Here is a 13,293-nt window from a genome sequence, read left to right as displayed (position 1 = left end):
GGTGAACGACGAGCACTGGTACGAGGACGAGACCGGGTCGATGGTGCGCCCCTACACGGTGACCGGGGGCCGCACCCGACCCGCGGGCCGCCATGCCATCGACCTGATGTCCCAGGTCACCGCGGTGGAGAACGTGGTGGCAGGGCCCGGCATCGACCACTCCCGCGCCACACTCCTCGACCTCGTCCGGCGCGGCCCGCGCCCCGTGGTCGAGCTGGCCGCGGACGCCGACCTGCCGCTGACCGTCGTCCGCGTCCTGCTCGGCGACCTCGCCGAGGCCGGCCTGATCCGCGTCGACCTGCCCCGCCGCGTGCTGCCCGGCGCCCCGGCCGCCGACCCGGGGCTGCTCAGGGAGATCGTGGAGCGGCTGAAGGAGCTCTAGCCCGGGATTCCAGGCGGTCCGGCCGGGGAACCCCGGCCGTCCAGTGCGGGAACGTCTCCCGTCCAGCTCGGGAACTCCATCGGAGGGCGCGCAACGAATCGCCGTCCGATCCCCGCCGCACGCAACGATCCGCGCACCGGCGCGCAACGGCTCCTTCTTGTCCGGCCGAGCGCACCGACCGTACCTTCTAACTGGCCCCCAAACCCCCCGTACCGGTGAGGATCACGCATGCGCACCGCCCTGCTCCAGAGCTCCGGCCGCCCCGGCTCGATCGCCGAGAACCTCAAGGTCCTCGACGAGGCCGCGGGCCGCGCCGCCGCTGCGGGCGCCGCGCTGCTGGCCACGCCGGAGATGTTCCTGACCGGGTACGCGATCGGGGACGACATCGCCCGGCTCGCCGAGCCCGCCGACGGTGACTCGGCCGACGCGATCGCGGAGACCGCCACGCGGCACGGTGTGGCGATCGTGTACGGCTACCCGGAGCGCGACGGCGAGACCGTCTACAACTCCGCCCAGCTGATCTCCGCCGACGGCACCCGGCTCGCGAACTACCGCAAGACCCACCTCTTCGGCTGCTTCGAGCGGGACCACTTCACGCCGGGCGAGCGGCATGTCGTCCAGGCCGAGCTGAACGGCCTGACCGTCGGCCTGTTGATCTGCTACGACGTCGAGTTCCCGGAGAACGTCCGCGCCCACGCGCTGGCCGGCACCGACCTCCTCGTCGTCCCGACCGCGCAGATGCACCCCTTCCAGTTCGTCCCCGAGTCGATGATCCCGGTGCGCGCCTTCGAGAACCAGATGTACGTCGCGTACGTCAACCGGGTCGGACAGGAAGGGGAGTTCGAGTTCGTCGGCCTCTCCACCCTCGCCGGCCCCGACGGCATCGCCCGCACCCGTGCCGGCCGCACCGAGCAGCTGGTGGTCGCCGACGCCGACCCCGCCTTCCTGGCCGCGTCCCGTGAGGCCAACCCGTACCTGAAGGACCGCTGCCCCGGTCTGTACGGGGCCCTGGTCTGAGCGACCCGCCTCACACGCTTCCCCCTGTTTCACCTCGCGCAAGGAGTCCGTACCCCATGACGTCCACGGTGCCCAACGCCGTCGAGCACGCCGACGAGCAGCAGCCGCCGATCACCATGTTCGGCCCGGACTTCCCCTACGCCTACGACGACTTCCTCGCCCACCCGGCGGGCCTCGGCCAGGTGCCGGCCACCGAGCACGGCACCGAGGTCGCCGTCATCGGCGGCGGTCTGTCCGGCATCGTGGCCGCCTACGAGCTGATGAAGATGGGCCTCAAGCCCGTCGTCTACGAGGCCGACCAGATCGGCGGCCGGCTGCGCACCGTCGGCTTCGAGGGCTGCGACGACTCGCTCACCGCCGAGATGGGCGCCATGCGCTTCCCGCCCTCCTCCACCGCCCTCCAGCACTACATCGACATGGTGGGCCTGGAGACCAGGCCCTTCCCGAACCCGCTGGCCGAGGCCACCCCGTCCACCGTCGTGGACCTCAAGGGCGAGTCGCACTACGCCGAGACCATCGATGACCTGCCCCAGGTCTACCGTGACGTCGCCGAGGCCTGGAACAAGTGCCTCGACGAGGGCGCCGACTTCTCCGACATGAACCGCGCCATGCGCGAGCGGGACGTCCCGCGCATCCGCGAGATCTGGGCGAAGCTGGTCGAGAAGCTCGACAACCAGACCTTCTACGGCTTCCTCTGCGACTCCGAGGCCTTCAAGTCCTTCCGGCACCGCGAGATCTTCGGCCAGGTCGGCTTCGGCACCGGCGGCTGGGACACCGACTTCCCGAACTCCATCCTGGAGATCCTGCGGGTCGTCTACACCGAGGCCGACGACCACCACCGCGGCATCGTCGGCGGCTCCCAGCAGCTGCCGCTGCGCCTGTGGGAGCGCGAGCCGGAGAAGATCGTCCACTGGCCGTACGGCACCTCGCTGAAGTCCCTGCACGTGGACGGCGAGCCGAAGCCGGCCGTGACCCGGCTGCACCGCACCGCGGGCAACCAGATCACCGTGACGGACGCGAACGGCGACATCCGCACCTACAAGTCGGCCATCTTCACCGCCCAGTCCTGGATGCTGCTGTCCAAGATCGCCTGCGACGACTCGCTGTTCCCGATCGACCACTGGACCGCGATCGAGCGCACCCACTACATGGAGTCCTCGAAGCTCTTCGTGCCCGTGGACCGGCCGTTCTGGCTGGACAAGGACGAGCAGACCGGCCGGGACGTCATGTCGATGACGCTCACCGACCGTATGACGCGCGGGACCTACCTCCTCGACGACGGTCCGGACAAGCCCGCCGTGATCTGCCTGTCCTACACCTGGTGCGACGACAGCCTGAAGTGGCTGCCGCTGTCCGCGAGCGAGCGGATGGAGGTCATGCTGAAGTCGCTCGGCGAGATCTACCCGAAGGTCGACATCCGGAAGCACATCATCGGCAACCCGGTGACGGTCTCCTGGGAGAACGAGCCCTACTTCATGGGCGCGTTCAAGGCCAACCTGCCGGGCCACTACCGCTACCAGCGCCGCCTGTTCACGCACTTCATGCAGGACCGGCTGCCCGAGGACAAGCGGGGCATCTTCCTCGCCGGTGACGACATCTCCTGGACGGCAGGCTGGGCCGAGGGCGCGATCCAGACCGCGCTGAACGCGGTCTGGGGCGTCATGCACCAGTTCGGCGGCGCCACCGACCCGACCAACCCGGGCCCGGGCGACCGCTACGACGAGATCGCTCCGGTGGAACTGCCCGAGGACTGACCGGGATTCAGCGGACACCCCCGACCGAGGCGCGGGCGGCCGGACTCAGACTCCGGCCGCCCGCGCCTTCTCAAACACCTCCGCGGCGCGGTCCTTGAGTTCCTCGGCGTCCCGCGCGAGGCCCTGGAGGTCGAGCATGATCTCGTCCAGGCCGATCTCCGCGTGCTCCACCAGGTCCTCCACGATCTGGTCCACATGACCCTGGAAGGGCATCCGGCCGGCGCCCTCGAACGGCTTGGGCATCCAGTTGGTGTTCACCCGCAGGACCGCCTGGATCGGCTCCTTACGGCCCCGCTCCTCGGCCAGTTCCTGCAGCTCGCGCCATTCGGCGGCGACCTGCCCGGGCGCGATGGCGACCGGCAGCCAGCCGTCGGCGTGGTCCACGAGGCGCCGCTTGGCCCGCTTGTTGCCCGCGGCCAGCAGGATCGGTATCGGCCGGGCCGGCTTGGGCCCGACCACCGCGGATGCGATCTTGGTGATACGGCCCTCGTAGCTGACCGGATCCGGACCCCAGACCTTCCGGCACACCTCGATCAGCTCGTCCAGAACGGCACCGCGCTCCTCGAACGGCCGGACGGCCGACGCCGCGTACTCGTCCAGGGACCAGCCTGTGCCGAAGCCCGCGATCACCCGGCCGCCGCTCGCCGCGTCCAGCGTGGCCAGGGCCTTGGCGAGCTGGAACGGCACGTGCAGCGGCGCGACCAGGACGCTGGAGCCGAGCCGGGCCCGCTGCGTGGCAGCCGCCGCCAGCGTCAGCGTGACCAGCGGGTCCGCCACGCCCCGGTACTGGTCGGGCCACGGCATGCCCTCGATGTCGTACAGGCCCTGGGTGGCGGGTTCCGGGAACAACGCCCGCTCGAAGACCCACAGGCTTTCGTAGCCGATCTCCTCGGCGGCGCGCGCCACGTCGGGCACGTCCCTGCCGAGGCTGAACTGCCGCATCTGGGGAAGACTGAGGCCGAGCCTGGTCGCCATGTCACTGCTCCTCTGCGATCGGTATACGTCGATCAACGTTGGTTGATCGCGGGACAGTTCCGGAGGCGGCGCGCGGCGAAAAGATCAGGCCAGGCCGGCAACAGCCGCGTCAGTCGGGGAGCGGGGTCAGCAGTATCCGCCCGGCGAAGCCCACTGCCGAGTCCAGCCGCTCGGTGAACTCCTCGGCGACGTCCCCGCAGCGGCGCAGCGCCCACAGCGCGCGGGCCGCCGCCCAGGTCGCCTCCCGAGCCCGTTCCAGGCTCCACGAGCCCAGCAGATGGGTCAGCGGATCGGCGAGCTGCAACAGGTCGGGGCCCGGCATCAGATCCTCGCGGATGCGCTCCTCCAGCGAGACGAGCAGTTCGCCCACGCGGTCGAACTCGTCCTCCAGATCGGCAGGTTCGCAGCCGAGCGTGCGGCAGGCGTCCACCACCGCGAGCGCCAGGTCGTGGCCGATGTGCGCGTTGATGCCCGCCAGAGCGAACTGCAGCGGCCGTACGCCGGGATGGCGGCGGAGCTGGAACAGCGGGCGCCAGCAGGCGGGTGGCCGGTGGTCGGCGGCCACCGCGTCGACGGCCGCCAGATACCGCTCGGCGAACCGCACGTCCAGCGCGCTCGCCGCCCGTGGATCCGCGAACCCTCCGGTGTCCAGGCGCCGGTCGACCTCCTCGGTGACGGCGAGGTAGACACGGTTGAACACGGCGACCCCGTCCCGCTCGGGCAGGGCCGCGTCGAGTGCGCGCATCCGGGAGACGACGGCGTCGACGGACGGGGGAAAGTGTTCCAACTGCGCCATGGGGGAAGGGTCCCAGCCCCGGGCCGACGCGCGCGCCGACGGGCCCGCCGCTTCGCCGGAACGGGGGAACGCGCCCGCCCCGCGCCTACGGCTCGGCGCGCCGGGTGCCTTGCTCTTCCGCCTCGTCGTCGTACGACGACGTGCCCTCGTCCAGCAGTGGCTCCTGCGGCTTCAGATGGGCCGGGGCGAAGGCGCGCAGGGTGTGGTAGCCGGTGATGACGACCAGGGCGCCGAGCGCGATGCCGCTGAGGGAGAAGTTCTCGGTGAACTTCATGGTGACGTTGCCGACGCCGATGATGATGCCCGCGGCGGTCGGCACCAGGTTCAGCGGGTTGCGCAGGTCCACGTCGGCGTGCAGCCAGATCTGCGCGCCGAGCAGGCCGATCATGCCGTAGAGGATGACGGTGATGCCGCCGAGGACGCCGCCCGGGATCGCGGCGACGACCGCGCCGAACTTGGGGCAGATGCCGAAGAGCAGCGCGAAGCCGGCGGCGGCCCAGTACGCGGCCGTGGAGTAGACGCGGGTTGCGGCCATCACGCCGATGTTCTCGGAGTAGGTGGTGTTCGGCGGGCCGCCCACCGCGGTCGAGAGCATGGAGGCGACGCCGTCCGCCGAGATCGCCGTGCCGAGCTTGTCGTCCAGGTGGGTGCCGGTCATCTCGCCGACCGCCTTGACGTGGCCCGCGTTCTCCGCGACCAGGGCGATCACGACCGGCAGTGCGACGAGGATCGCCGACCACTGGAAGGACGGTCCGTGGAAGTGGGGCAGCCCGATCCAGTCGGCCTTGCCGACACCGGAGAGGTTGAGCCGCCAGTGATCGACAACCTTGCCGCTGCCGTCGTTCGAGTGGATCCTGCCGAAGACCTGGTCGAAGAGCCAGGAGATCCCGTACCCGAAGATCAGGCCCAGGAAGATCGCGATGCGGGACCAGAAGCCGCGCAGGCAGACGACCGCGAGCCCGGTGAACAGCATGACCGGCAGGGCCGTCCACTGGTCCTGCGGCCAGTAGGTGGCGGCGGTCACCGGAGCCAGGTTGAAGCCGATCAGCATGACCACCGCGCCGGTGACGACCGGAGGCATGGCCGCGTGGATGATCCGCGCCCCGAAGCGCTGGACGGCGAGCCCCACCAGGAACAGCGCGACGCCGACGACGAAGACCGCGCCGGTCACGGTCGCGCTGGTGCCGCCCTGGGCCCGGATGACGGCGGCCACGCCCACGAACGACAGCGAGCAGCCCAGATAGCTGGGCACCCGGCCGCGGGTCGCGAGCAGGAAGATCACGGTCGCGACGCCGGACATCATGATCGCGAGGTTGGGGTCGAGGCCCATCAGTACCGGGGCGACGAAGGACGCGCCGAACATGGCGACCACGTGCTGGGCGCCGAGGCCCACCGTGCGGGGCCAGGAGAGCCGTTCGTCGGGGCGTACCACCGCTCCGGGCGCGGGCGTGCGCCCGTCACCGTGCAGTTTCCAGCGCACGCCGAGATCCATGGTGGGGGTTTCGCTTTCTCTGTGCATGAAGGCGGTCCAGACCATTGTGATCGCGATCGGGGTGCGGAGAGGGATTCTGAGCGGTCGCTTAGTATGTGGTGGCCGCAGCACCCCTCAGCACCCCGAGCAGCCCCCAGCACCCCTCAGCGACGCCCAGGAGCCCCCGCCGTGACCGCCGAAGCCCCGACCGCCCCCGCCGTCGCCTACGGCAGGCTGATCCCCGTCACCGTCCACTTCGACGACCTCGACGCACTCGGACTCCTGCACAACGCCCGCTACCCGCTGCTGGCCGAGCGCGCCTGGACCGAGCTGTGGAACGGGCACGGCGTCCGCTTCGACGGCGACTGGGTGGCCGCGGGGGACGCCTGCAACGCCGTACGCGAACTGCGCGTCACCTACGAAGCTCCGGTGACCCGCCCCGGGGTCTACGCCGTTCACCTCTGGGTGGAACGGCTCGGCACCACCGGCCTGACCTACGGCTTCCGCTTCTGCTCCGCCGACGGGACGCAGACCTACGCCCACGGCACCCGGGTCCTGGTCCGGCTGGACGCCACGACCCTGCGCCCCACCCCGTGGACCGACGCCTTCAGGGTCGTGGGCCGGGAACTGCTGCGGCCTTCGGAGTGATCTCGCCGCGGGCGCCGCGCTCGGCCGTGCGCAGCACACCCGCGAACCCGGCGAGCCCGCACGCCAGCGCCGTCACCAGGCAGAACGAGACCACCAGGCTGCTCGCCTGGGCCACCGTGCCGATCAGGCTCGGCGCGATCAGCCCCGAGGTGTAGGTGATCGTCGCCACACCCGCGATGGCCTGGCTGGGGTTGGGCCCGGCGTGCCCGGCCGCCGCGAAACAGAGCGGCACGACCACGGCGATGCCGAGCCCCATCAGTGCGAACCCGGCCATCGCCACCGCCGGATGTCCCGCGACGACGACCAGCAGGCCGCCGAGCACGGCCAGGACCCCGCCGGCGCGGACGGTGCGGACCGCGCCGAAGCGGTTCACCACGGCGTCCCCGGCGATCCGGGCCACCGCCATCGTCAGCACGAACCCCGTGGTCGAGGCCGCCGCCAGCCCGGCCGAACTGTCCAGCCGGTCCCGCAGGAACACCGCCGACCAGTCCAGGCTCGCGCCCTCCGCGAACACCGCGCAGAAGCCGACCGCGCCGATCAGCAGCGCCGAGCGCGGCGGCAGCGCGAACCGCGGGGGCGGCTCCTCGTCCTCGGCGGGCTGCACGTCCAGCACCCAGCTGCAGGCGAGCACACCGAGCACGGTGAGGACGGCCGCCGCGAGCGCGAAGTGCACCCGCGCGTCCGCGCCGAGGTGCGCGGCGAGCGTGCCCGCCGCCGAGCCCGTCAGCGCGCCCGCGCTCCACATGCCGTGCAGCCCCGACATGACCGACTTCCCGAGCAGCCGCTCGACCTCGACACCCAGCGCGTTCATGGCCACGTCGGCCATGCCCGCGCTCGCGCCGTAGCAGAACATCGCCAGGCACAGCGTGGACATGTTCGGCGCGAAGGACGGCAGGACCAGGGACAGCGTCCACAGCGCGATCAGCCCGCGCAGGGCTCTGCGGCTGCCGAAGCGGTGGCTGATCCGGCCCGCGAGCGGCATCGAGCACGAGGCGCCGAACGCCGTGAACGCCAGCGAGAGGCCCAACTGGCCCGCGCTCAGCGAGGCGTGCTCCTGGATCCACGGCACGCGGGTCGCGAAGGAGCCCGTCACGGCACCGTGCACGGCGAACACGGCCGCCACGGCGTACCGGGCGCGCCTCACCTCGTCGTGCGCGTAGCCCACGTCACTCATGCTCCAGCCCCTCCCCAGGAGTTTCCCGCCGCGCTCTCGCGATGCCGCCGTAAACTATCAGGGACCCTGCCTGATAGATAGGGAGATTACGGCCGCCGGTTTCTGGGAGGATTTCCGTCATGCCCGCATCACCCAGCACCGCCCGGGCCATCAACGACCGGCTGGCCCTGCGGCTGTTGCAGCAGGAAGGCCCGCTGACGGCAGGGCGGTTGAAGCAGCTGACCGGACTGTCCCGGCCCACCGTCGCGGACCTCGTCGAGCGGCTCACCGCCTCGGGACTGATCACGATGGTGGGCGAGTCCGGCGAGGTGCGCCGCGGGCCGAACGCCCGGCTGTACGGCATCGTTGCCGACCGCGCCCACCTCGCCGCCCTCGACGTGCGCACCGGGGGCGTCTTCGTGCTGGTCTCCGACCTCGTCGGGCGGGTGCTCGCCGAGACGTCCGTGCCGATCGGCGGGGACACCGGGACCGGGCCCGCCGTGGAGCAGGCCGTGGCCGCGGTGGAGCGCACGGCGAAGGAGGCGGGCGCGACGGGGGTGCCCTCGCGCGAGGGCGTTCGAGCGTGGGGGAGGCTGCACACCATCGGCATCGGAGCGCCGGGCCTCATCGACCCGGCCACCGGCGACCTCCGCGACTCCGGCGGCCTGCCCGCCTGGCACCGCCGGCTGGCCGCGGCCCTGCAGGAACGGCTGCCCGAGGCCCGGGTCATCTTGGAGAACGAGACCAACCTGGCCGCGGTGGCCGAGCAGCGCGAGGGCGCCGCCCGCGACCGGGACACCTTCGTCCTGCTGTGGCTGGGCCACGGCGTCGGCGCCGCCGTCGTCCTCGACGGCACCCTGCGCCGCGGCGCCTCCGGCGGCACCGGCGAGATCGGCTTCCTGCCGGTCCCCGGAACGACGTCCCTCCCGTCGGCGACCGACTGCGCCGGCGGCTTCCACTCCCTTGCCGGGGCGTCGGCGATCGGCACGCTGGCCGCGGAGCACGGCCGCCCCGTGCCGGACGCGCCGATGGACGGACCGGGGGCGGCGGAGCTCGTCCTCGCGGCGGTGACCGAGGCGGTTCGGTCGCCGCACGGAAACGCCGACCGCTTCCTCGACACCCTGGCGGACCGCGTCGCCGTCGGCGCCGCCTCCGTCGCCGCGATCCTGGACCCCGGCTGCGTGGTCCTGGGCGGCGAGATCGGCCAGGCCGGGGGCCCGCCGCTGGCCGCCCGCGTTGCAGACCGCCTCCGCCGGATGTCCCCCCTGGTCACCGAGGTGCGACCGAGCACCCTCGGCGGAACCGCGGTCCTGCGCGGCGCCCTGCTGACGGCACGGGAACGGGCCCAGGAGGAACTGTTCGCACCGCCCGAGCGCTGACCTGAGGGGGTGTCTTCTGGATCTTGCCGGCGTCCAGGTCCGCCATCCGCCCGGCGGGGAGTGGCATGGCGGGTGGCTTCGCCAGGGCCTGGAGCAGCGTGCCCCCGAGCCGCAGCAGCCCGGCGGCGGGCAAGGGCCGTCGTCACCGCCACCGGGCGCGCCCGAACCATAAAAGGACTAGACCAATATGGTCAATGGGTTGGGTCCTGGCCACCCGGACGGGGCAACCCCTCGGAGTCGTACGGCTGTTGGGGGGAAGGCGGCGTTCCGCGCAAGTCCGGGACGCGTGCTGTGAGCGACCCCACACCGACCGCCTGCATGAGTGGGCATCGGGCGTGGCAAACTGGCCATGTACCAGAAGCAGCGCACTCCGGGGTCGGTGAAAGTCCGAACCGGCGGTTACAGTCCGCGACCCGGTCGCTTCCAGCGGCCGGTTGACCAGGTGAAATTCCTGGACCGACGGTTAAAGTCCGGATGGGAGGCAGTGCGCGGCGGGCGAGCATGCACATGTGCGCGCCGCCGTATCTGGGTTCGTCCGTACGCGGACGGATCCATCTCGGCGTCGCCCTCGGTGTGTTCACCCGTACATGCTGTCGTCATCGACAGGCCCCGGAGTCCGTGCCCAATGAGGCTGGAGGACCCGGGAAGTGTTCACTGGAATCGTCGAAGAGCTGGGTGAGATCACCGCCGTCGAGAACCTCGGCGACTCCTCCCGCTTCCGGCTCCGCGGACCCGTCGTGACCCAGGGCGCGCAGCACGGCGACTCCATCGCCGTGAACGGGGTCTGTCTCACCGTCGTCGAGCACGAGGGTGACGAGTTCACCGCCGACGTCATGGCCGAGACGCTGACCCGCTCCAGCCTGGGCGCGCTCACCGTCGGCTCCCGCGTCAACCTGGAGCGCCCCACCGCCGTCGGCGCACGCCTCGGCGGGCACATCGTGCAGGGCCACGTCGACGGCACCGGCGAGGTGCTGGCGCGCACGCCCTCCGAGAACTGGGAGATCGTGAAGATCTCGCTCCCCGCGGACCTCGCCCGGTACGTCGTGGAGAAGGGCTCCATCACCGTCGACGGCATCAGCCTCACGGTCGTCGAGGCCGGCCCGGACTACTTCACCGTCAGCCTCATCCCGACCACCCTCGACCTGACCACGCTCGGTGTGAAGCAGCTCGGCGACCCGGTCAACCTCGAAGTCGACGTCATCGCCAAGTACGTCGAGCGGCTGCTCGCCTCCGGTCAGGGGGACGGGCGGTGAACTGGCTCAACTCCCACGCCTTCACGCTGTTCGGACAGCCCATCATCTGGTCCGACATGGTCGGCAACATCCTGGGCCTCATCACCCTGGCCCTCGGCTGGCGCCGCTCCCTGTGGACCTGGCCCGTGCAGTTCCTCTCCGGCCTCGTCCTCTTCGCCGCCTTCTACGGCCACCTGACCGGCAGCGCCGGCAAGCAGGTTGTCGTCATGGCCGTCGCGCTGTACGGCTGGTGGCAGTGGCAGCGCACCAAGGGCCGGTCCGCGGACGGGCACATCACCCCCCGCTTCGCGAGCTGGACCGAGCGCGCGGCCATGGCCGTCGCGGCGGCCGTCGGCACGGTCGCGGTCGCCCTGCTCTTCAAGGCCTACCCGAGCCTGTCCTGGGACCCCTGGCCGGACGCCTACATCTTCGTCGGCACCATCGTCGCGATGTACGCCCAGGCCAAGGGCATGGTCGAGTTCTGGATCGCCTGGCTGCTCGTCGACCTCGTCGGCGTGCCCCTCAACTTCGCCAACGGATACGCCTTCTCCGGCTTCGTCTACGTCATCTACGGCGCGCTCGTCCTGTGGGGCATGCGCGACTGGTGGCTGCGCTCCCGCACGAGCCCGCAGCCCGTCCTGGAAGGAGCACAGGCATGACCTCGGCCCCCGTGCTGTACGGCACCGACGACATCGAGGACTTCACGCTCGACCCGGTCGAGCAGGCCATCGCCGACATCGCCCTCGGCCGCCCGGTGGTCGTCGTGGACGACGAGGACCGCGAGAACGAGGGCGACCTCGTCATCGCCGCCGAGAAGGCGACCCCCGAGATCGTCGCCTTCATGATGAGCGAGTGCCGCGGCCTGATCTGCGCCCCCATGGAGGGCGAGGAACTCGACCGGCTGCAGCTGCCGCAGATGGTCGAGGACAACACCGAGTCGATGAAGACCGCGTTCACCGTCTCCGTGGACGCCAGCGCCGCGCACGGTGTGACCACCGGCATCTCGGGCTCCGACCGGTCGACGACGCTCCAGCTGCTCGCGAGCGGCACGGCGGAGCCGAGCGACTTCGTCCGCCCCGGCCACATCTTCCCGCTGCGCGCCCGGCCCGGCGGCGTCCTCGTCCGCAACGGCCACACCGAGGCCGCCGTCGACCTCGCCCGCCTCGCGGGCCTCAAGCCGGTCGGCGCCATCGTGGAGATCGCCGGCGAGGACGGCCGCATGCTGCGCCTGCCCGAGCTGATCCCGTTCGCCCGCAAGCACGGCCTGACGATCATCTCCATCGAGGACCTGATCGCCTACCGCCGCAGCAACGACCCCACCGTCCGCCGCGAGGCCGAGGTCCACCTGCCCACCGCGCACGGCACCTTCACCGCCTACGGCTACCGGTCCACCCTCGACGGCGTCGAGCACGTCGCCCTCGTCCACGGCGAGATCGGCGACGGCGAGGACGTCCTGGTCCGGGTCCACTCCGAGTGCCTCACCGGCGACGTCTTCCGCTCCCTGCGCTGCGACTGCGGCCCCCAGCTGGACGCCGCCCTGGAGCGCATCCACGCCGAGGGCCGGGGCATCGTCGTCTACCTGCGCGGACACGAGGGACGCGGCATCGGCCTGGTGTCCAAGCTGCGCGCCTACGAACTCCAGGAACGCGGCCGGGACACCCTCGACGCCAACCTCGAACTCGGCCTGCCCGCCGACGCCCGCGACTACGGCGCCGGCGCGCAGATCCTCGCCGACCTCGGGGTGCGCAGTGTCCGCCTGATGACCAACAATCCCGAGAAGACCGACGCGCTGCAGCGCCACGGCCTGAAGGTCACCGGCCGCGAGCCGATGCCCGTACAGGCGGGCGAGCACAACCTCCGGTACCTGCGCACCAAGCGGGACCGGATGGGGCACGAACTGCCCTGGCTCGACACGCCGGCCGCGGCGGCCTCCGCGGCCAGCCAGTAAGCAAGACCAGTAAGCAAGGCCAGTAAGAAGAAACGCCTTAGGAGAGACGTGAGCGGCAAGGGTGCACCGGAACTGACCGTACGCAACGCGAGCGACCTCAGGGTCGCCGTCATCGCGGCGCAGTGGCACGAGAAGGTGATGGACGGTCTGGTCAACGGCGCCCTGCGCGCCCTGCACGAGCTGGGTATCGACGAGCCGACCCTGATCCGGGTCCCCGGCACCTTCGAGCTGCCGGTCGCCGCGAAGGTCCTCGCCGGCCGCGGCTACGACGCGGTCGTCGCCCTCGGCGTCGTCATCCGCGGTGGCACCCCCCACTTCGACTACGTGTGCCAGGGTGTCACCCAGGGCCTCACCCAGGTCTCGGTCGACACCGGCGTCCCCGTCGGCTTCGGCGTGCTCACCTGCGACACCGAGGAGCAGGCCCTGGACCGGGCCGGCATCGAGGGCTCGAACGAGGACAAGGGCCACGAGGCGGTGACCGCGGCGATCGCGACCGCCGCGACGCTCCGCTCAGTATCTGAACCCTGGCACTGAAAGG

13 protein-coding genes and 1 riboswitch are annotated in these 13,293 nt (G+C 71.4%); of the genes, 9 read left to right on the top strand and 4 right to left on the bottom strand.

What is annotated here, in order from left to right:
• Window position 1 precedes the first annotated feature (1 nt).
• From ACWD35_RS03065 to ACWD35_RS03055, 3 genes are all read left to right on the top strand, one after another.
• Window positions 2–382, top strand: a complete 381-nt coding sequence (locus tag ACWD35_RS03065) for a DUF742 domain-containing protein (protein ID WP_451349392.1) — start codon at window positions 2–4, stop codon at window positions 380–382.
• Between the two features lie 228 nt (window positions 383–610).
• Window positions 611–1,399, top strand: a complete 789-nt coding sequence (locus ACWD35_RS03060; RefSeq protein WP_451349391.1) for a carbon-nitrogen hydrolase family protein — start codon at window positions 611–613, stop codon at window positions 1,397–1,399.
• Between the two features lie 56 nt (window positions 1,400–1,455).
• Entirely contained in the window at window positions 1,456–3,153 is a 1,698-nt protein-coding gene (locus ACWD35_RS03055) for a flavin monoamine oxidase family protein (protein ID WP_451349390.1), read from the top strand.
• Between the two features lie 45 nt (window positions 3,154–3,198).
• On the opposite strand, the gene ACWD35_RS03050 is transcribed toward ACWD35_RS03055, so the two are convergent.
• The 3 genes from ACWD35_RS03050 to ACWD35_RS03040 all read right to left on the bottom strand — a co-directional run bounded on the left by ACWD35_RS03050 (window position 3,199) and on the right by ACWD35_RS03040 (window position 6,416).
• The gene (locus tag ACWD35_RS03050) at window positions 3,199–4,128 is read right to left on the bottom strand and encodes an LLM class F420-dependent oxidoreductase (protein WP_451349389.1); all 930 of its coding nucleotides are present in this window, start codon (window positions 4,126–4,128) and stop codon (window positions 3,199–3,201) included.
• 109 nt (window positions 4,129–4,237) lie between these two features.
• The gene (locus ACWD35_RS03045) at window positions 4,238–4,924 is read right to left on the bottom strand and encodes a DUF5995 family protein (protein ID WP_451349388.1); all 687 of its coding nucleotides are present in this window, start codon (window positions 4,922–4,924) and stop codon (window positions 4,238–4,240) included.
• Window positions 4,925–5,009: 85 nt separating this feature from the next.
• Window positions 5,010–6,416, bottom strand: a complete 1,407-nt coding sequence (locus tag ACWD35_RS03040; protein WP_451349387.1) for a uracil-xanthine permease family protein — start codon at window positions 6,414–6,416, stop codon at window positions 5,010–5,012.
• 168 nt (window positions 6,417–6,584) lie between these two features.
• On the opposite strand from ACWD35_RS03040, the gene ACWD35_RS03035 reads away from it, so the two are divergent.
• Complete coding sequence (locus ACWD35_RS03035) at window positions 6,585–7,043, top strand: acyl-CoA thioesterase (RefSeq protein ID WP_451349386.1); 459 nt, start codon at window positions 6,585–6,587, stop codon at window positions 7,041–7,043.
• Here the strand turns inward: ACWD35_RS03035 and ACWD35_RS03030 are convergent.
• The gene (locus ACWD35_RS03030; RefSeq protein WP_451349385.1) at window positions 7,003–8,217 is read right to left on the bottom strand and encodes an MFS transporter; all 1,215 of its coding nucleotides are present in this window, start codon (window positions 8,215–8,217) and stop codon (window positions 7,003–7,005) included. The two genes, ACWD35_RS03035 and ACWD35_RS03030, sit on opposite strands and share 41 nt — an antisense overlap.
• Before the next feature lie 119 nt (window positions 8,218–8,336).
• Here ACWD35_RS03030 and ACWD35_RS03025 point away from each other — a divergent pair, with 119 nt between their 5' ends.
• From ACWD35_RS03025 to ribH, 5 genes are all read left to right on the top strand, one after another.
• Entirely contained in the window at window positions 8,337–9,575 is a 1,239-nt protein-coding gene (locus tag ACWD35_RS03025) for an ROK family transcriptional regulator (protein WP_451349384.1), read from the top strand.
• A 361-nt stretch (window positions 9,576–9,936) separates the two neighbouring features.
• Window positions 9,937–10,067, top strand: a riboswitch (FMN riboswitch).
• Window positions 10,068–10,222: 155 nt separating this feature from the next.
• The gene (locus tag ACWD35_RS03020) at window positions 10,223–10,828 is read left to right on the top strand and encodes a riboflavin synthase (RefSeq protein WP_451349383.1); all 606 of its coding nucleotides are present in this window, start codon (window positions 10,223–10,225) and stop codon (window positions 10,826–10,828) included.
• A complete protein-coding gene (locus ACWD35_RS03015; RefSeq protein WP_451349382.1) occupies window positions 10,825–11,466 on the top strand; it encodes a nicotinamide mononucleotide transporter family protein in 642 nt (213 codons plus the stop codon). The genes ACWD35_RS03020 and ACWD35_RS03015 overlap by 4 nt, the downstream gene beginning before the upstream one ends.
• Window positions 11,463–12,755 (top strand): bifunctional 3,4-dihydroxy-2-butanone-4-phosphate synthase/GTP cyclohydrolase II, encoded by a 1,293-nt coding sequence (locus tag ACWD35_RS03010; RefSeq protein ID WP_451349381.1) that lies wholly within the window; start codon window positions 11,463–11,465, stop codon window positions 12,753–12,755. Before ACWD35_RS03015 ends, ACWD35_RS03010 begins: the two co-directional genes overlap by 4 nt.
• Window positions 12,756–12,803: 48 nt before the next feature.
• Entirely contained in the window at window positions 12,804–13,289 is a 486-nt protein-coding gene (gene ribH / locus ACWD35_RS03005; protein WP_451349380.1) for a 6,7-dimethyl-8-ribityllumazine synthase, read from the top strand.
• Window positions 13,290–13,293: the final 4 nt, after the last annotated feature.

This window comes from Streptomyces sp. NPDC002671 (assembly GCF_053592475.1).
Note: the sequence above shows the minus strand (reverse complement) of the source record. Positions and strands in the feature narration are given on the sequence as shown.